This is a genomic window from Micromonospora zingiberis (assembly GCF_004331455.1).
In the GTDB taxonomy this organism is placed as follows: Bacteria; Actinomycetota; Actinomycetes; order Mycobacteriales; family Micromonosporaceae; genus Micromonospora; species Micromonospora zingiberis.
Genome location: NZ_SJJR01000005.1, coordinates 166,638 through 184,264 on the forward strand (window position 1 = coordinate 166,638; position 17,627 = coordinate 184,264).

Sequence of the window (17,627 nt, forward strand, 5' to 3'; positions counted from 1 at the left end):
CGCGAGGAGTGAGCCGGTGTTGCGAGCCCCGCAGTCGCGAGCCGGAGATGCCGTGAGCGCGAGGAGTGAGCCGGTGTTGCGAGCCCCGCAGTCGCGAGCCGGAGGGACAGCATGACCCGGCTGGAGGACCTGCCGATCCGCGACGACCTGCGGGGCCGGTCGCCGTACGGCGCCCCGCAGCTGGACGTGCCGGTGCGGCTGAACACCAACGAGAACTCGTACCCGGTGCCGGACGAGGTGGTCGAGGCGATCGGCAAGGCCGTCGCGGCCGAGCTGCGTGACCTGAACCGCTACCCGGACCGGGACGCCCGGGCGCTGCGCGCCGACCTGGCCGGCTATCTCGGTCACGGGCTCACCGCCGAGGGGGTGTGGGCGGCCAACGGCTCCAACGAGATCCAGCAGCAGCTGCTCCAGGCGTTCGGCGGCCCGGGGCGCAGCGCGCTCGGCTTCACCCCGGCGTACTCGATGCATCCGCTGCTGGCCCTGGGCACCGGCACCCGCTGGGTGCCCGCCCACCGGTCGGTCGACTTCGGGCTGACCGTGGACGAGGCGGTGAGCCAGGTCCGCGAACACCGCCCGGACGTGGTCTTCCTCTGCTCACCGAACAATCCCACCGGGACCGCGCTGGACCCGGCGGTGATCGCCGCCGTGCTGGACGTCGCACCCGGGATGGTGATCGTCGACGAGGCGTACGCCGAGTTCGCCCGACTGGGCACGGTCAGCGCCCTGGCGGTGCTGCCCGGGCAGCCTCGGCTGGTGGTGACCCGCACGATGAGCAAGGCGTTCGGGTTCGCCGGCGGCCGGCTGGGCTACCTGGCAGCCGATCCGGCCGTGGTGGACGCGGTGCAACTGGTCCGGCTGCCGTACCACCTCTCCGCGCTCACCCAGGCCGCCGCCCGCGCCGCGCTGGCGCACCGCGACGCCCTGCTCGACACGGTGGCCGCGATCATGGAGCAGCGCGACCGGATCGTCACCGAGCTGCGCGGTCGTGGCCTGCGGGTGGCCGACAGCGACGCCAACTTCGTGCTGTACTCCGTCGACGGCGACCAGACCCTGGCCTGGCGGGCGATGCTGGATCATGGTGTGCTGGTCCGCGACGTCGGCCTGCCGGGCTGGCTGCGGGTGACCGCGGGTACGCCCGCCGAGACCGACGCCTTCCTGGCAGCCATCGACCAGATCCAGCGCGCGGGCCTGCCGGCCCCGCAGCCGCGACCGAAAGGCACACGATGAGCCGGACCGCCCGGGTGGAGCGGATCACCAAGGAGACGAAGGTCCTGGTCGAGATCGACCTGGACGGTGCCGGAGCGGCCGAGATCAGCACCGGGGTCGGCTTCTACGACCACATGCTGCACCAGATTGCCCGGCACGGCGGCTTCGACCTGACCGTGCGGACGGTGGGTGACCTGGAGATCGACGCGCACCACACGATGGAGGACACCGCGCTGGCGCTCGGTGCCGCGTTCGACCAGGCGCTGGGGGACAAGGCCGGCATCCGCCGGTACGGCTCGGCCACCGTCCCGATGGACGAGGTGCTGGTCCGCGCCGCCGTCGACCTGTCCGGCCGGCCGTACGTGGTGCACGACGAGCCGCCGCTGGCGCCGTACATCGGGCCGGTCTACCCGACCAGCATGACCCGGCACATCTGGGAGTCCTTCGGCCAGGCGGCCCGGATCACGCTGCACGTGGACGTGCTGCGGGCGGCCCGGCCGGGCGGCCACCCGGACGCCCACCACGTGGTGGAGGCACAGTTCAAGGCGGTGTCCCGTGCCCTGCGGGAGGCCACCGCGCTCGATCCGCGCTCGGCTGGCGCGATCCCGAGCACCAAGGGCGCGCTGTGATGGCCGCCGGGACCGCCGGGCGGGGGTGGCGGCGATGAGCGGGGTGCTGCCCACGCTGCTGCTGATCTTCGCCGGGGTGCTGGTGGGCGGCACGCTGTCCCTGCACCGGCAGGGCGCACCGCGCGGCGCGGTGGTGGTCACCGCTGTGCTGGCGGTGCTGGCCACCGTCGCCGGGGTGCTGTGGCTGCTGCCCGGGGAGGGATCGTGACGGACCACGGCGGGTCCGGTCGGCGCCGGGTGGTGGTGCTGGACTATGGCTCCGGCAACCTGCGCTCCGCCGAACGGGCCCTGGCCGCCGCCGGCGCCGACGTGCTGGTCACCGACGACCTGGCCGCCGCCGCCGACGCCGACGGCCTGGTGGTGCCCGGGGTCGGCGCGTTCGCCGCCTGCATGGCCGGCATCGAGGCGCTCGGCGCCGGTCCGGTGATCGCCGGGCGGGTCGCCGCCGGCCGCCCGGTGCTGGGCATCTGTGTCGGCATGCAGATCCTCTTCGAGTCCGGCGACGAACACGGCGTGGTCACCAAGGGGCTGGGCCTGCTGCCCGGCAACGTCACCCGGATTCCCGCCGCCCGGCTGCCGCACATGGGCTGGAACACCGTTCAGGCGCCGGTCGGCTCGGTGCTGTTCGCCGGCCTGCCGGCCGACAGCCGGTTCTACTTCGTCCACTCGTACGCCGTCTGCGACGCCGCCGCCCTGGCCGTTGCGGGGGCCCGGGTGACCACCGCCCACCACGAGGCGGACTTCGTCGCCGCCGTGGAGCGGGGCGCCCTGTCGGCCGCCCAGTTCCACCCGGAGAAGTCCGCCGACACCGGCGCCACGTTGCTCCGCAACTGGCTGGACACCGTACCCACCGATGGCTGATTTCGTGGTGGGCCGGTCGGGGCCGGCGGTGCTGGCTGGTCGTGCCCGGCGAGGGGCCCGGTGAGCAAGGAACGCGCCCGCCGCCGCGCGGCCCGTGAGGCGGAGTCGGCGCGCAAACGGGTGCTCCGGGAACGGGCGCTGGCCCGCCGGGCCCGACGCCGGGCGCTGATCCGGCGGATGGTGCCGACCGTACGGCGTGGCCGGACGGGACGGCTGCCGAGGTACTCCCGCCGCGAACGGGCCACCATCGTGGTGCTGACCCTGGCGGCGATCGCGCTGATCTGGTCGCTCGTGCCCGACCTGGCGCTGCGCGTCGTGCTGATCGTGCTGCTGCTGCTCGTACTGCCGGTGATCGTGGTGGTCGCCCTGGACCGCCGCTCCTGACCTGAGAGGGACAAGACCCGTGAGCCTCACTCTGTTGCCCGCCGTGGACGTCGCCGACGGCCAGGCCGTCCGGCTCGTGCAGGGCGCCGCAGGCAGCGAGACCACCTACGGCGATCCGCTGGAGGCCGCCCTGGCCTGGCAGCGCGACGGCGCCGAGTGGATCCACCTGGTGGACCTCGACGCGGCGTTCGGCCGGGGCTCCAACGCCGAACTCCTCGCCGACGTGGTGCGCCAGCTCGACGTGCGGGTGGAGTTGTCCGGCGGCATCCGCGACGACGCCTCACTGCGGGCCGCGCTGGCCACCGGCGCGGCCCGGGTGAACATCGGCACCGCGGCGCTGGAGGACCCGGCGTGGTGCGACCGGATCTGCGGTGAGTACGGCGACCGGGTCGCGATCGGGCTGGACGTGCGGGGGCGCACCCTGGCGGCCCGGGGGTGGACCCGCGACGGCGGTGACCTGTACGAGGTCCTGGAGCGGCTCGACAAGGCCGGCGCCGCCCGGTACGTGGTCACCGACATCACCAAGGACGGCACCATGCGGGGGCCGAACCTGGACCTGCTGCGGGAGGTGTGCGCCCGCACCGACGCTCCGGTGATCGCCTCCGGCGGCGTCTCGACGCTCGACGACCTGCGTGCGCTGGCCGCCCTGGAGCCGGTCGGGGTGGAGGGCGTGATCGCGGGCAAGGCGCTCTACGCGGGCGCGTTCACCGTCGCGCAAGCCCTCCAAGCCCTCGCCGAGCGGTAAGGAAGGGCACCTTGTTAACGCCTGCGGTAGAGGAAGGGCCCCCTATTAACACCGCTGTCGGCGGGACCGCCGATGGACGGCCGGGCCGACCCCGGGAGCACGGCGATAGGCTCGTGTCATGACGGTGGCGGTGCGGGTGATCCCCTGTCTCGACGTGGACGCGGGTCGCGTGGTCAAGGGCGTCAACTTCCTCGACCTGCGCGACGCCGGCGATCCGGTCGAGCTGGCGGCGGCGTACGACCGGGCCGGCGCGGACGAGCTGACCTTCCTCGACGTGACCGCCTCGTCCAGTGACCGGGGCACCATGCTGGAGGTGGTGCGGCGCACTGCGGAGTCGGTCTTCATCCCGCTGACCGTCGGTGGTGGCGTGCGGGCGGTCGCGGACGTGGACACCCTGCTGCGCGCCGGTGCCGACAAGGTCGGGGTGAACACGGCGGCCATCGCCCGACCCGAGCTGATCGCCGAGATCGCCGACCGGTTCGGCCGGCAGGTGCTGGTGCTCTCGCTCGACGTACGGCGGGCCCCGGCCGGCACCACCCCGAGCGGCTTCGAGGTCACCACCCACGGCGGCCGGCGCGGCACCGGGCTGGACGCCGTGCAGTGGGCGCGGCGCGGCGCGGAGCTGGGCGCCGGTGAGATCCTGCTCAACTCCATGGACGCCGACGGCACCAAGGCCGGCTTCGACCTCGAACTGATCGGCGCGGTGCGCCGGGTGGTCGACGTGCCGGTGGTGGCCAGCGGAGGCGCGGGCGAGGTGGCGCACTTCCCGCCGGCGATCGGCGCGGGCGCCGATGCCGTGTTGGCGGCCAGCGTCTTCCACTTCGGGGAGTTGACCGTCGGCCAGGTCAAGGACGCCCTGCGCACCGCAGGCCACCCGGTCCGCTGAGGCCAGGTTCTCGGCGCCGCCACGGGCGCTGCTCACCCGGTCCGCTGAGGCCAGGTTCTCGGCGCCGCCACGGGCGCTGCTCACCCGGTCCGCTGAGGCCAGGTTCTGTCTCGCGGATCTTGTTGGGCGGGTAGGCCGATCGACGGTCGGCGAGTCGAGCAACGTGTGGAAGTGGGTGCTATGTCGTACCTGGCCGCCTGGTCGCGCCAGTGCTGGTGCCGTTGAGGCCGCGTTCGACCGGCCGGACCTCCGTAGCTGACGCCGTCGGAGTTGCCCCGGACGAGGCGGGCGGCGTCGCGTAGCTCCACCTCCACCCTGGCTGCGTTGCTCGTCCATGGGGCGGCCCACCATCGCTGGTCGGCCTCCTGGCCCTAGCCGCGGATCGCCCCCACGGAGGCCGGTCCGTACCAAGATCCGCGAGACAGCACCTAGGGCCCGGCGCCACGGGCCCAGCTCGCTGGAGGGTGCCGCCGCGATGGGGCCTGATGTCGTTACGGGGTCAGCTCACCGGTCCGCTGAAGGCCGTAGTCGGCGCAGGGTCAGTCGCGCCCCGAGTGCCCCTCCGGGGACCGCCGGGGCATCGGGATGGTCCGTACCAGATATTCCTGTACGGCGGCCGCGTGCTCGGCTTCGTCCAGGTGCCACTCGGCGGTGCCCGGTGCGTGCCGGCGGCTGAGCACGCTCTGCACCGTGTCGACGGTGGTGGCCAGCCCGGCACTGGGCCGGGACCGCCAGAGCCGCTCGCCGTCCGGGGTGATCCGGAACCAGCCGTCGGAGACGTCGACCAGGCCGGCGCCGAGCAGCCGCCGGATCGCCTCCTCGATGTCGTGTCGTTCGGGGATGCTCTGGTCCAGGTGGTCGGCGGTGGAGAGCACGTCGGCCAGGCGAACGCCCTCGGGGCGGCGGGTGGTCGGGGACCGTCGGTGCCGTCCCGCGCCGCTGGCGATCACCAACGAGACGAAAATCCATGCGTCGCTTCGACGCCAGGCGTTCTCCCCCATGTGAGGATTCTGCCGTCCCACCCGGTGCCAAGAAAACACCGCCCACCCAAACGCCACGGTACGTGATTGGGTGGGCTCGACGGGTAGGCGCTGACCTGCACCGCCGTCACAGGTTCCGGTCGAGCGCGGTTACACCGGGTGGCCGTCGGTCGGCCGGGTCGTCTCGATCCGTGGCGGTGTCCCGGGATCCGGCTCGGGTACGTCGAAGCGCGGCAGGAAAAGCTGCGCCAGTGGCCCGATGGCCAGTGCGTAGGCGACCGTGCCGATGCCGAGTTTGCCGCCGAGCAGCGCGCCAACGGCCAGCACACAGACCTCCAGGACGGTGCGGACCAGGCGTAGCGAACGGCCGGGGCGGCGGGCGACGAAGCCGGTCATCAGCCCGTCGCGGGGGCCGGGCCCGAGGCGGGCGCCGAGGTAGAGCGCGGTGGCGATGCCGTTGCCCACGATCCCGGCGGTCAGCAGCGGGACCTGGATGGCGAGCGGCTCCACGGGCGGCAGCAGGGCCAGGGTCAGGTCGACCGCCAGGCCGACCACGACCACGTTGGCCAGCGTGCCGATGCCGGGACGCTGGCGCAGCGGGATCCAGGCCAGCAGCACCAGTACGCCCACGGCGATGACCACCGTGCCCATGCTCAGCTGGGTGAGCCGGGACACGCCCTGGTGGAACACGTCCCAGGGATTCAGGCCGAGTTCGGAGCGGACCATCAGCGCCATGCTGAAGCCGTAGAGGAGGAGCCCGACGAACAGCTGCAACAGGCGCCGTACCGGACGGTGCCGTAGGTTGCCAATCAGCGTCACGCATGCCACCCTAGGGGCCAATTGACGCCCATAAAGAGCCAATATCGGGGGAGTGGCTATGACGAGTCAGGTGCGCGGAGCCCAATTGGCTCGCCTGCTCGGGCAATGGCACGCACTCCCGGGCCGTCGGCGCAGCCCCGACTACGCGGCGCTGGCCGGTGCGGTACGCGGCCTGCTCGCCGACGGCCGGCTACCGCTGGGGGTACGCCTGCCGGCCGAGCGGGACCTGGCCGAGGCGTTGCGGATCAGCCGTACCACCGTCACCGCCGCCTACCGCGAGCTGCGCGACAGCGGACATCTGGCCAGCCGACGAGGTGCGGGTAGCTGGACGATGCTGCCCGGCACCCACCGGGTGGCCAGCAACGGACTGTGGATCCCGCTGGACGACCGGGACATGCTCGACCTCGGGGTGGCGGCGCTGGCCGCACCGCCCGAGTTGCTGCCGGCCGCCCGCGCGGCGGCCGAGGACCTGCCGCGTTACCTCGGCGGTGCCGGGTACCACCCGATCGGGATCATCGAGCTGCGGGAGGCGGTGGCCCAGGCGTACGTCGATCGCGGGCTGCCCACCTCACCCGATCAGATCATGGTCACCAACGGCACCCAGCACGCGCTGGACCTGGTGCTGCGGCTGGCCCTGGCACCGGGTGGCAGCGTGCTGGTCGAGTCGCCGAGCTACCCCAACGCGCTGGCCGCGCTCTCCGCCCGGCGGGCCCGGATCACCACCCACGGACTGGCCGCCGACATCAGCGGGTGGGACGCCGACCTGCTGCTCGGGTCGCTGCGGCAGGTGCGCCCCCGGGTCGCCTACCTGATTCCCGACTTCCAGAATCCGACCGGCCATCTGATGCCGGCCGAACTGCGGGAACGGCTGGTGGCGACCGCACACGCGGTCGGCACCGACCTCGTGATCGACGAATCCTTCGTCGACCTGTCGCTGGACGACACCGTGATGCCGCCGCCGACCGCCAGTTTCGACCGGCACTCCCGGGTGGTCAGCATCGGTGGCATGAGCAAGCCGTTCTGGGGCGGGCTGCGGATCGGCTGGATCCGGGCCTCCGCTCCACAGGTGCAGCGGCTGGCCGCCGCCCGGGTGGGCGTGGACATGGCGAGCCCGGTGTTGGATCAACTGGTCGCCGTACACCTGATGGCCGCCGCGCCGGCCATCGCGGCCGCCCGGCGGTCGCAGTTGACCGCGCAGCGCGACGCGCTGCTCGGCGCGCTGGCCACGCGGCTGCCGGAGTGGCGGATCACCGTGCCGCGCGGCGGCGTGACGCTCTGGGCCGAGCTGGACGGGCCGATCTCCAGCGCGCTGGCGCGGGCGGCCGAGGAAGTCGGCGTACGACTGGCGCCGGGTCCCCGGTTCGGCCTGGACGGCACCCTGGAGCGTTTCCTGCGGTTGCCGTTCACGCTGCCCTCGGCCGACCTGGTCGAGGCGGTCGGGCGGATCGCCGCGGTCCGCTACGACCTGGACCGCGCCGGGGCGCCCCGGTGGCACGAGCCCAGCGTCATCGCCTGAGCCCGCAGCGGCGGACCCGATCCGGTCGATCCAGCCCGACGACCCGGTACGGGCGGGCAGACTGCCCAGGTGGACAGCCTCCGGGGGGTGAGTTGGTCGCGCCGGGTGCGGCCCGGCGCTCCGGGCTCCCGCGCCACCCGCCTGGAACTCTTCTACGACCTGGTCTTCGTCTTCGCCTTCATCCGGGTCACCACGCTGACCGCCGGCAACCCGACCGCCCGTGGGCTGGTGCAGTGCCTGATCGTGCTGGCGCTGCTCTGGTGGGCGTGGACCGGCTTCGCCGTACTCGGCAACGTGGTCCGTACCGATCAGGGTGTCCTGCCGTTCGTCGCGTTCGCCACCATGGCCGCCGCTTTCGTGTTCACCTTCGCCATGGCCCAGGCGTTTCGGGACGGGCCGGGCGACCTGTCCGGCCCGCTGGTCTTCGCCGTCTGCTATTTCGCGGTGCGTGCCGGCCAGGTGGCGATCTTCGGGTGGCTCTCCCGGGGTAACCCCGAGTTCCGCCGTCGCTTCCTGCTCGTGGTCGGGCGCGGGCTAATCGTCGGGGCGCTGGTGCTGACCGCCGCACTGCTGCCACGATCGTTGGCCGGCGGGCAGGGTGAGATCAACCTGCGGTTGGCGCTGTGGATCGTCGCGCTGGTGGTGGAGTACGGCACCGGGTTGGCGCTGCGGGGCAGCGGCTGGACGGTGCTGTCGGCCGGGCACTGGGCGGAACGGCACGCGCTGATCGTGCTGGTGGCGCTCGGCGAGACGATCATCGCCCTCGGGCTGGGCAGTGGGTTCGGCGTCGAGTCGCCGTTGACGTGGCGGGTGATCGTCGCGGCGCTGCTCGCCGTGGCGGTGGTCAGCGCGTTGTGGTGGGCGTACTTCGACACCATGGCGCTGGCCATGGAGCAGGTGATGCACCGTACCCGGGACCGGGTGGCCCGCGCCCTGCTCGCCCGGGACGCGTACACCTATCTGCACCTGGCGCTGGTGGCCGGTCCGATCCTGTTCGCCCTGGGGCTCAAGGGACTGATCGGTGGGCACGACCGGCCGGCCGGTGCGCCCCACGGCGAGTTGCCGGTGTTCGATCTGGTGGTGCTCTACGGCGGGGTGGCGATCTATCTGCTCGGCCTGGTGGCGCTCGGCTGGCGGGTGCTGCGGGTGCTGCGCTGGCCGACCGTGGCCGGCGTGGCCGGGCTGGCGGTGCTGGCGCCGGCCGGCGTGTGGTTGCCGGAACTGGCCGCGTTGGGGCTGCTCACCGTGGTCGTGCTGGTGGCGGTCGGGACGCAGACGTTGGTGGACGCATCGCTGCGCCGGCAGGTCCGCGAGACGGCATGGGCGGAGCAGGTCGCCGCCGAGGCCGAACAGACCAACTGGCGTGGTCGCCACCTGTGACCCACCGCCGCCCCGCGCACTGTCCCCCGAGCCGGCACCACGCCGATGCCGAGCCGGCCCCGCGCCCGGGAATCGGGTGCGGGGCCGGCGGGTGAGGTGCTCGCGGCACCTCGGGCGGTGCTGCCGTCAGAGGTCGGCGATCGTACCGGCGTACATCTTGTCGATCTCGGCCGAGAAGTTGCTCTCCACCCCGCGACGCTTGATCTTCATGGACGGGGTGATCTCGCCGTCCTCGATGGTCAGGTCACGCGGCAGGATGGTGACCCGCTTGATGGTCTCCCAGCGGTTGAGCTTGCTGTTCAGCTGGGCGACGTACTCCTCGACCATGGCCTGGGCCTCGGGCGAGGCGACGATCTCGGCGTACGGCCGACCCTCCAGCGCGGTGCCCGCCGCCCAGCCGGTGATGGCGTCCGGGTCCAGCGTGACCAGCATGGTGCAGTAGTTGCGGGCCTGGCCGATGACCACCGCCTGCGAGGTGTACGGGCAGGTCGCCTTGAACATGCCCTCGATGTGGGACGGGGCGACGTACTTGCCACCGGAGGTCTTGACCAGGTCCTTCTTCCGGTCGGTGATGCGCAGGTAACCGTCGGCGTCGAGGTCGCCGATGTCGCCGGTACGGAAGAAGCCGTCCTCGGTGAAGGCGGCGGCGGTCTCCTCCGGCAGGTTGTGGTAACCGCGCATCACCGGGCGACCCTTGATCAGGATCTCGCCGTCGGTGTCGATGCGGCACTCCAGGTCGCCCATTGCCCTGCCGACGGTGCCGATGCGCAGCCCGTCCGGCGGGTTGACGAAGTTGCCGGCGCTGGACTCGGTCAGCCCGTAGCCCTCGGAGATCGGCAGGTTCGCGGCGGAGAAGAAGGTGGCGATCTCCGGGCTCAGCGGGGCGGCGCCGGACACCAGCACCCGGATCCGCCCGCCGAGGCGGGCCTGGAGCTTGCTGAAGACCAGCTTCTCGGCCACCGTGTACTTGACCTTCAGCCCACCGGGCACCGGCTTGCCGGCCTGTTCGAGGGCGACCTTCTCCTTGCCGACGCCGACCGCCCAGGCGAAGATCTTCGCCTTGGCGCCGCCGGCGCTCTGGGCGGTGGTCACCGACTTGTTGTAGACCTTCTCGAAGACCCGGGGCGCACCGCACATCAGCGTCGGCCGGACCACCGAGAGCAGTTCGACCAGCTTGTCGACCCGGCCGTCGACGTACGTCGGCAGGCCCACGTGGGTGGCGCCGCAGAGCAGCGTCTTGCCGAACGAGTGGGACAGCGGGAGCCAGAGGTACTGCAGGTCGTCCTCGCGCAGCAGCCCGACCGCCTCCTGCGCGACACCCTCCCAGCACCAGCCACCGTGCAGCAGTTCGACGCCCTTCGGACGGCCGGTGGTGCCCGAGGTGTAGATCAGGGTGGCCAGGTGGTCGGGGCCGATCTCGGCGACCAGGCGGTCGACCAGCTCCGGATCCTCGGCGAGCCGCTCGGCGCCCTGCTGTTCGAGCTGGGCGAGGGTCAACTGCGGCACGGCCGCCGACGGGTCGGGCTCACCGTCGAAGAGGACCACATGGGTCAGCGCGGGCAGGTCCGCCCCGGCGATCTTCGCCGCCTGGCCCGGGTCCTCGGCGAACAGCACGGTGGAGCCGGAGTCGGAGATGATGTAGGTGGCGTCCTCCGGTTCCGTGGTCGGGTAGACCGTGGTCGTGGCGCCGCCGGCGCACATGATGCCGAAGTCGGCGATGACCCAGTCGAGCCGGGTGTTCGCCAGGATCGCCACCGGATCCTCCTGGCCGACACCGAGGCCGTGCAGGCCGGCGGCGACCGCCTTGGCGCGGTCGGCGACCTGGGCCCAGGTCAGCCAGACGGGGGAGTCGTCCGGGCCGGGTCGACCGAAAGCGTGGCGATCCGGGGTGGCTGCCACGCGCTTGAGGAACATGTCAGGAATGGAACGGTACGGTACATCGAGAGCCATCGCTGTAGCCGCCTTCGGGGGTGGAGGCGTGACCGTCGTCACGTCGGTATTCGTTACCGAAGAGTATTGCCTGCGTTAAGCATCGGCTAGCCCTGGCGATCATCGGCCAGCCCTGTCCCGGGGCGTGGAACGCTCATCTCACGCGTAGCGCTCGGCCGCCCGTGACCAGTCGTACGTCGCCCGGATCCAGTTCCGTCGCGCCGCCAGAGCCGGCCGTACCACGTCACCATGGTTCGCCAGCAGATCACTCTCCGCAGTCAGATAGCTGCCGAGTTCGTGGTTGAAGCGGGCCGCCGCGGACCGCAGCGCCGCCGCCTCGTCGCCGGTCTCCTGGGCCAGCACGGTGACCAGGTTGTGCGCGTCCGGCCCGACCCGGTGCTCCTTGCCGTACGAGAAGACGTCGTTGCACCAGCAGACCAGGTTGGCGGCGAGCAGATCCAGGGCGGCCCACCGGGGATCGGCCCGGCGGTCGGCCGGCGGGAAACCGCCCAGCGCCAGGTCGGTCAGGGTGAGGCTGGGATACACGCCGCCGGTGTGCCGGCGCATCTGCACGTACTCGTCCACCGGGGGCACCCGGTCGTGCTCCCGGTTGGCCGCCTCCCAGAGCAGCGCGAGCAGGTACTCGCGCATGGCGGCGGTGAAACGCAGCAGTACGGCCGGGCGGCGGTGGGCGCGGACCCGCCCGCACAGGTCGGCCAGCGCCAGCCCCAACGGACCGGCGATGGCCGATACAGGCGCCGGCCCGCCGTTCCGGTCCAGCACGTCCAGCAGGGCCGCCACGGTGGGCGCGAGACGGGTCGGATCGTCGCCCAGGCCGTCCTCGTCGCAGGCGTCATCCATCACGAACAGCCAGGAGATCAGGTCGGACAGCAGCCGCAGACGGTCGCGCGGGGCTTGCGGGCAGGCCCGGCCGGCGAGCCCGGCCGCGTCCGCCCGTCGTAGCCGCTGACCGTTACTGATCAGCCCCAGATCCTGCGCCCAGTATTCGCTCTCCCGAGCCACCATGTCGGTGTCGTCGTGCTGGGCTCCGGTGAAGGGGGGCTCCCGCAGTGCCGAGAGCGCAAAGCTTCGCATCGGGCTCCCTGTCCCGCCACCCCGGGGCGGAGCGGCGCGGCCAGCGTACGGGAGCTGCGATCATCGTTTGGCACTGGGTGCATAACGTTTCGGGAATGGCTGGAGGCTGCTTCCGTACATAGGGATTAGAAGCCCAGCTTGGCGTCGTGTAGCCGCTGCGCCACAGCGGCCTCGCCGTCGACCTGCGCCCGGGCCACCCGCTGCCGGCCGGACAGGAACAGGACCAGCTCGCCCGGTGTGCCCACCAGGCGCAGCGGCGCACCGCCCCGGCCGGTGACCAACTCGCCATGCCCCGGTGCCTCGACGAGCACCCGCGCCGGAAACCGGCGCAGCGCCAGGCGGGCCAGCATCGACGTGCGCCGCCACAGGGCCCGATCCAACCCCGCCGGCAACTCGCGGGGCTGCCACCCCGGCTGGGCCCGGCGGACGTCCTCGTGGTGGATGAAGAACTCCACCGTGTTGGTCAGCTCGTCGGTCAGCGGGTTACTCACCGGGCTCCACACCGGAGGATGCCGTACCTGGTCGAGCAGGCCGGCCCAGTCACCCGCCGCGACCCGCCGGCGGACCTGCTCGCCGTGCCCGCGCAGCGGCGCGAGCAGGATGCCGGCCGCCGCGTCCGGCCGGCGCTCCCGGACCACGAGGTGCGCGGCGAGGTCACGCGTGGTCCAACCCTCGTTGATGGTCGGGGCGTCCGGTCCCAGCGTCGACATCAGGTCGGTGAGCGCCTCGCGCTCCGATCGGGCATACCGCGACATGACAGCGATGGTAGGCGCATTCCACCGCGGATCGGCCCGTCGCACGAAGACCGGGTTCATTCGCTCGGGGGTGACGTCGGACATATCTCCGCGGCTCGGCGGGACGGGCGCGCAACGGTAAGGATGAGGGAGGATTGTGGCGGCTTACGGCGGGGGAGACAGTGGCGAGCGGGACTAGTCGGGACGTGCTCGGTCGCGGGCTGGCCGTCCTGGGGCGGGCCATCCGGGAACAGCCGAGGATCTTCGCGGTCGCGGTCAGCGGCAGCGTGCTGTTCGGCGCGATGGTGGTCGCCAGCGCCTTCGTGGTCGGCCGGGTGGTCGGCGACGTGGTGGTGCCGGCGATCGAGCGCGGCTCGGTCGGGGTGGGCGGGCTCGCCCTCGCGGCCACGGCATTGTTCGGGCTCAGCGTGCTGCGGGTGGCCGGCATCTTCGGCCGGCGGCTCGGCGCGGGATACATGCAGTACCGCCTCCAGGCCGACTACCGGCGCCGGGTCACCCGCCGCTATCTCGACCTGCCGCTGTCCTGGCACCACCGCAACGCCACCGGCACGCTGCTGTCCAACGCGAACTCCGACGTGGAGGCGGCCTGGCACCCGATCGCACCGCTGCCCTTCGCGGTCGGCACCCTGGTGATGCTGGTCGGGGCGGTGGCGTCGCTGTTCTTCACCGACTGGGCGCTCGCGCTGGTCGGGCTGGGTGTCTTCCCGGCACTGTTCGCGCTGAACGTGGCGTACTCCCGGCGGATGGCGCCGCGTCAGGCCCGCGCCCAACGGCTGCGGGCGGAGGTCAGCGGCATCGCCCACGAGAGCTTCGACGGTGCGTTGGTGGTCAAGACGATGGGCCGGGAGGGTCAGGAGACCGCCCGGTTCGCCGACCGCGCCGGCCAGCTACGCGACGCGTTGATCTCCGTCGGCCGGCTGCGCGGCATCTTCGACCCGATGTTGGAGACCCTGCCCAGCCTCGGCACCCTCGCGGTGCTGGTGGTCGGCGCGTACCGGCTGCGGCAGGGCGCCATCGACGTGGCCGAACTGGTCAGCGTGGCGTTCCTGTTCACCGTGCTGGCCTTCCCGGTGCGGGCGATCGGCTGGGTGCTGGCCGAGTTGCCGCGCAGCGTCGCCGGGTGGGACCGGGTCCGCCGGGTGCTCGACGCCACCGGCGAGATGCCGTACGGCGAACTGCGGCTCGACGCCACCGCCGCGCCGGCCTCGCTCACCTTCACCGACGTCGGCTTCGCCTACGAGCCCGCCGAGGCGCACCTGCCCGACGCGGAGGTGCTCGGCGAGGTGTCCTTCACCGTCCCGGCCGGCAAGACCGTCGCCCTGGTCGGGCCGACCGGGGCCGGCAAGTCCACCATCGCGGCGCTGGCCGTACGGCTGGTGGATCCGCGATCCGGCACGGTCCGCGTCGACGGGGTGGACGTGCGGGACCTGGCCTCGGACTCGCTGGCCGACAACGTCGCGCTGGTGGCGCAGGTGCCGTTCGTCTTCGACGACACCATCCGGGCGAACGTCTCGCTGGACCGGCCGGGCATCGACGACGAGGCCGTCTGGGCCGCGTTGCGGCTGGCCGAGGCGGACGGTTTCGTCGCTGCCCTGCCCGACGGGCTGGACACCATGGTCGGCGAGCGGGGCACCTCGCTCTCCGGCGGGCAGCGGCAACGACTCACCCTGGCCCGGGCGTTGGCGGGGCGTCCCCGGCTGCTGGTGCTCGACGACGCGACCAGCGCGGTGGACCCTCGGGTGGAGGCCGCCATCCTGGCCGGGCTGCGCTCGTCGCCGAGCGGCGGCCCCGGCGCGTCGATCCTGGTGGTGGCCTACCGCCGGGCCACCATCGCCCTCGCCGACGAGGTGATCTACCTGGAGCAGGGCCGGGTGGTCGCCCGAGGTACCCACTCGACGTTGCTGTCCACCGTGCCCGGCTACATCGACCTGGTCACCGCCTACGACCAGGCCGAGGTCGACCACGAGCGCAAAGCGGACTACGAAGAGGTCACCCCACTGGCCTCTGGTCTGGAGGTAGAGCGGTGACGGTGGTCGCGGAGGAGTCGGCGGGGTCGGAGCGGGCCGAGTCGACCTGGCGGACCTTGCGCCGTGGCCTGGCCCTCTCCCCGGAGTTGCGGGTCGGGCTGGCCGCCACGCTCGGTCTGGCGCTGGTCTACATGCTCGGTCGGGTGGCCGTACCGGTGGCGGTGCAGCAGGGCATCGACCGGGGCATCGTCGGCGGGCTCGACCTGAACGCGTTGTTCACCGTGGTGGCGGTGACCGCTGCGGTGCTGGTGGTGACCACCGCCTGCGGCTACCTGATGATGCGGCGGCTGTTCACGGTCAGCGAGACGGCGTTGGCCGGGGTGCGGGTGCGGGCCTTCCGGCACGTGCACGACCTGTCCATGCTGCACCAGCAGTCGGAGCGGCGCGGTTCGCTGGTTTCCCGGGTCACCAGCGACGTCGACCAGATCACCCAGTTCCTCCAGTGGGGCGGCGTGATCCTGCTGGTGAACCTGGGTCAGTTGGCGGTCACCACCGCGGTGATGCTGGCGTACTCCTGGCAGCTGACCCTGGTGGTCTACGCCGCCTTCGTCCCGGCGGTCGTGGTGATCCGGCTGCTCCAGCAGCGGCTGGCCGGCGCGTACGGGGTGGTCCGGCAGCGTACCGGCGCGTTGCTCGGCGCGGTCGGCGAGAGCGTCGTCGGTGCGCCGGTGATCCGGGCGTACGGCATCGCCGGGCGGACCGCCCGCCGCCTGGACGAGGCGATCGACAGCCAGCGGCAGGCCCAGCAGAAGGCGATCCGGATCAGCATCCTGGGCAGCTCGGTGGGCGAGTTGGCCGCCGGTGTGGCGCTGGCCGGGGTGGTGGTCGTCGGTGTGTTCCTCGGCGCCGACCAGACGCTGAGCATCGGTGAGGTGACCGCGTTCCTGTTCCTCGTGACGTTGTTCATCCAGCCGGTGCAGATCGCCACGGAGGTGCTCAACGAGGCGCAGAACGCGATCGCCGGGTGGCGCCGGGTGCTGGATGTGCTGGACGTGGCCCCGGACGTGGCCGACCCGGGCGAGCGGGGCCGTACGTTGCCGCCCGGCCCGCTGGACATCCGCTTCGCCGAGGTGCGGTTCGCCTACCCGAACGGTCCGACCGTGCTGCACGACGTCACCCTGGACATCCCGGCGAAGAGCCGGGTGGCGGTGGTCGGCGAGACCGGCAGCGGCAAGACCACCTTCGCCAAGCTGCTCACCCGGCTGATGGATCCGACGGAGGGCGCCGTCCTGCTGTCCGGGGTGCCACTGACCGACATCCGGTTCGACTCGCTGCGTTCCCGGGTGGTGATGGTGCCGCAGGACGGCTTCCTGTTCGACGCCACCGTGGCCGACAACGTCCGCTTCGGGCGCCCGGAGCTGACCGACGAGCAACTGGTCGCCGCCTTCACCGAGCTGGGACTGGCCGACTGGCTGGACGGGTTGCCGGCCGGGCTGGCCACCGGCGTCGGTGAGCGCGGTGAGGCGTTGAGCGTGGGGGAGCGGCAGTTGATCGCGCTGGCTCGCGCGTACGTCGCCGACCCGGATCTGCTGGTGTTGGACGAGGCGACCAGCGCCGTCGATCCGGCCACGGAGGTCCGGCTGCAACGGACCCTGGACGCGGTGACCCGGGGCCGGACCACGCTGGCCATCGCGCACCGGCTCTCCACCGCGCAGAACGCCGACGAGGTGATCGTGGTGGACCGGGGCCGGATCGTGCAGCGCGGACCGCACGAGGAACTGGTCGCCGACCCGGACTCCGTCTACGCCCTGCTCTACGCCTCCTGGCTGGAGCAGACCCGCTGATCAGCGGTCGGGCAGCGGGCCGGTGAGGTAGCGCTGGACGGTGGGGGCGATCGCGGCGACCAGGACGTCGGGGGCGGCGGAGGCGATCGGTTCCAGCCGTACGACGTGGCGCATCATCGCCAGCCCGATCAGTTGGCTGGCCACCAGCGACCCGCGCAGCGGCAGCTCCGCCGGGTCGACGTCGAGGTGGTCGAGGATCCGGCGGAGCACCTGCGTGGTGAGGAAGTCGCGGAGCAGCCGGGCGGTCCACTCGTTGCTGACCGCGGAGCGCAACAGGGCGATCCCGGCGGTGCCGGCGGGCGAGTCCCAGATCGAGAGGAAGGTACGCACCAGCCGCTCGCCGAGGCCCGCGCGGTCACCGGCGAGCACCGTGGGCAACAGTTCCCGGGGGTCGACCGGCGCCTGCATGGCGGCCAGGAAAAGCTGGTCCTTGCTGCCGAAGTAGTGGTGCACCAGCGCCGGGTCGACCCCGGCGGCGGAGGCGATGGCCCGGATGGTGCTGCCGTCGAAGCCGCGTTGCCCGAACGTGGCCCGGGCCGCGTCCAGGATCGCCTCGCGGGTCGCCGGATTGCCGGGGCGTCGGCCGGTCCGCCGTACCATCGTCCTCCTTCGTTCGGTGCCACGCCCC

The 17,627-nt window shown here is 72.5% G+C and carries 17 protein-coding genes; 11 read left to right on the plus strand and 6 right to left on the minus strand.

What is annotated here, in order from left to right; translation table 11 throughout:
• The first annotated feature begins 111 nt into the window (after positions 1–111).
• From E0H26_RS10225 to hisF, 7 genes are all read left to right on the plus strand, one after another.
• On the plus strand, positions 112–1,230 hold the full coding sequence (locus E0H26_RS10225; protein WP_131303341.1) for a histidinol-phosphate transaminase: 1,119 nt from the start codon (positions 112–114) through the stop codon (positions 1,228–1,230).
• The gene (gene hisB / locus E0H26_RS10230; protein ID WP_131303342.1) at positions 1,227–1,838 is read left to right on the plus strand and encodes an imidazoleglycerol-phosphate dehydratase HisB; all 612 of its coding nucleotides are present in this window, start codon (positions 1,227–1,229) and stop codon (positions 1,836–1,838) included. The genes E0H26_RS10225 and hisB overlap by 4 nt, the downstream gene beginning before the upstream one ends.
• Positions 1,839–1,872: 34 nt before the next feature.
• Positions 1,873–2,046, plus strand: coding sequence for a hypothetical protein (locus E0H26_RS29230; RefSeq protein WP_165521808.1), 174 nt, complete (start codon positions 1,873–1,875; stop codon positions 2,044–2,046).
• Positions 2,043–2,699 carry an imidazole glycerol phosphate synthase subunit HisH gene (gene hisH, locus E0H26_RS10235; protein WP_131303343.1) on the plus strand — a complete coding sequence of 219 codons (657 nt, stop codon included), beginning with the start codon at positions 2,043–2,045 and terminating at the stop codon, positions 2,697–2,699. Before E0H26_RS29230 ends, hisH begins: the two co-directional genes overlap by 4 nt.
• 60 nt (positions 2,700–2,759) lie before the next feature.
• Positions 2,760–3,083 (plus strand): hypothetical protein, encoded by a 324-nt coding sequence (locus E0H26_RS10240; RefSeq protein ID WP_131303344.1) that lies wholly within the window; start codon positions 2,760–2,762, stop codon positions 3,081–3,083.
• A gap of 19 nt (positions 3,084–3,102) precedes the next feature.
• On the plus strand, positions 3,103–3,828 hold the full coding sequence (gene priA, locus E0H26_RS10245) for a bifunctional 1-(5-phosphoribosyl)-5-((5-phosphoribosylamino)methylideneamino)imidazole-4-carboxamide isomerase/phosphoribosylanthranilate isomerase PriA (RefSeq protein ID WP_131303345.1): 726 nt from the start codon (positions 3,103–3,105) through the stop codon (positions 3,826–3,828).
• A gap of 118 nt (positions 3,829–3,946) precedes the next feature.
• Positions 3,947–4,714: an imidazole glycerol phosphate synthase subunit HisF gene (gene hisF / locus E0H26_RS10250; protein WP_131303346.1), complete on the plus strand. Its 768-nt coding sequence runs from the start codon at positions 3,947–3,949 to the stop codon at positions 4,712–4,714.
• Between the two features lie 539 nt (positions 4,715–5,253).
• Here hisF and E0H26_RS10255 read toward each other — a convergent pair.
• Together E0H26_RS10255 and yczE are read right to left on the minus strand one after the other, a co-directional pair.
• Entirely contained in the window at positions 5,254–5,715 is a 462-nt protein-coding gene (locus tag E0H26_RS10255; RefSeq protein ID WP_131303347.1) for a hypothetical protein, read from the minus strand.
• 129 nt (positions 5,716–5,844) lie between these two features.
• A complete protein-coding gene (yczE, locus tag E0H26_RS10260) occupies positions 5,845–6,513 on the minus strand; it encodes a membrane protein YczE (protein ID WP_131303348.1) in 669 nt (222 codons plus the stop codon).
• Between the two features lie 58 nt (positions 6,514–6,571).
• Between yczE and yczR the strand changes: the two genes are divergently transcribed.
• Together yczR and E0H26_RS10270 are read left to right on the plus strand one after the other, a co-directional pair.
• Positions 6,572–8,029, plus strand: a complete 1,458-nt coding sequence (yczR, locus tag E0H26_RS10265) for a MocR-like transcription factor YczR (RefSeq protein WP_131303349.1) — start codon at positions 6,572–6,574, stop codon at positions 8,027–8,029.
• A 69-nt stretch (positions 8,030–8,098) separates the two neighbouring features.
• Complete coding sequence (locus tag E0H26_RS10270; RefSeq protein WP_240742093.1) at positions 8,099–9,409, plus strand: low temperature requirement protein A; 1,311 nt, start codon at positions 8,099–8,101, stop codon at positions 9,407–9,409.
• A gap of 126 nt (positions 9,410–9,535) precedes the next feature.
• Here the strand turns inward: E0H26_RS10270 and E0H26_RS10275 are convergent, their stop codons facing one another.
• The 3 genes from E0H26_RS10275 to E0H26_RS10285 all read right to left on the minus strand — a co-directional run bounded on the left by E0H26_RS10275 (position 9,536) and on the right by E0H26_RS10285 (position 13,188).
• The gene (locus E0H26_RS10275) at positions 9,536–11,359 is read right to left on the minus strand and encodes an AMP-dependent synthetase/ligase (protein WP_131303350.1); all 1,824 of its coding nucleotides are present in this window, start codon (positions 11,357–11,359) and stop codon (positions 9,536–9,538) included.
• Positions 11,360–11,497: 138 nt separating this feature from the next.
• Positions 11,498–12,433 (minus strand): terpene synthase family protein, encoded by a 936-nt coding sequence (locus E0H26_RS10280; protein ID WP_131303351.1) that lies wholly within the window; start codon positions 12,431–12,433, stop codon positions 11,498–11,500.
• A 125-nt stretch (positions 12,434–12,558) separates the two neighbouring features.
• Positions 12,559–13,188, minus strand: a complete 630-nt coding sequence (locus tag E0H26_RS10285; protein WP_131303352.1) for a TIGR03085 family metal-binding protein — start codon at positions 13,186–13,188, stop codon at positions 12,559–12,561.
• Positions 13,189–13,349: 161 nt separating this feature from the next.
• Between E0H26_RS10285 and E0H26_RS10290 the strand changes: the two genes are divergently transcribed.
• Both E0H26_RS10290 and E0H26_RS10295 read left to right on the plus strand, forming a co-directional pair.
• On the plus strand, positions 13,350–15,215 hold the full coding sequence (locus E0H26_RS10290; protein ID WP_131303353.1) for an ABC transporter ATP-binding protein: 1,866 nt from the start codon (positions 13,350–13,352) through the stop codon (positions 15,213–15,215).
• A gap of 2 nt (positions 15,216–15,217) precedes the next feature.
• Entirely contained in the window at positions 15,218–16,999 is a 1,782-nt protein-coding gene (locus E0H26_RS10295; protein WP_131303482.1) for an ABC transporter ATP-binding protein, read from the plus strand.
• Here the strand turns inward: E0H26_RS10295 and E0H26_RS10300 are convergent, their stop codons facing one another.
• Complete coding sequence (locus tag E0H26_RS10300) at positions 17,000–17,599, minus strand: TetR/AcrR family transcriptional regulator (protein WP_131303354.1); 600 nt, start codon at positions 17,597–17,599, stop codon at positions 17,000–17,002. It abuts the gene before it with no gap.
• Positions 17,600–17,627: the final 28 nt, after the last annotated feature.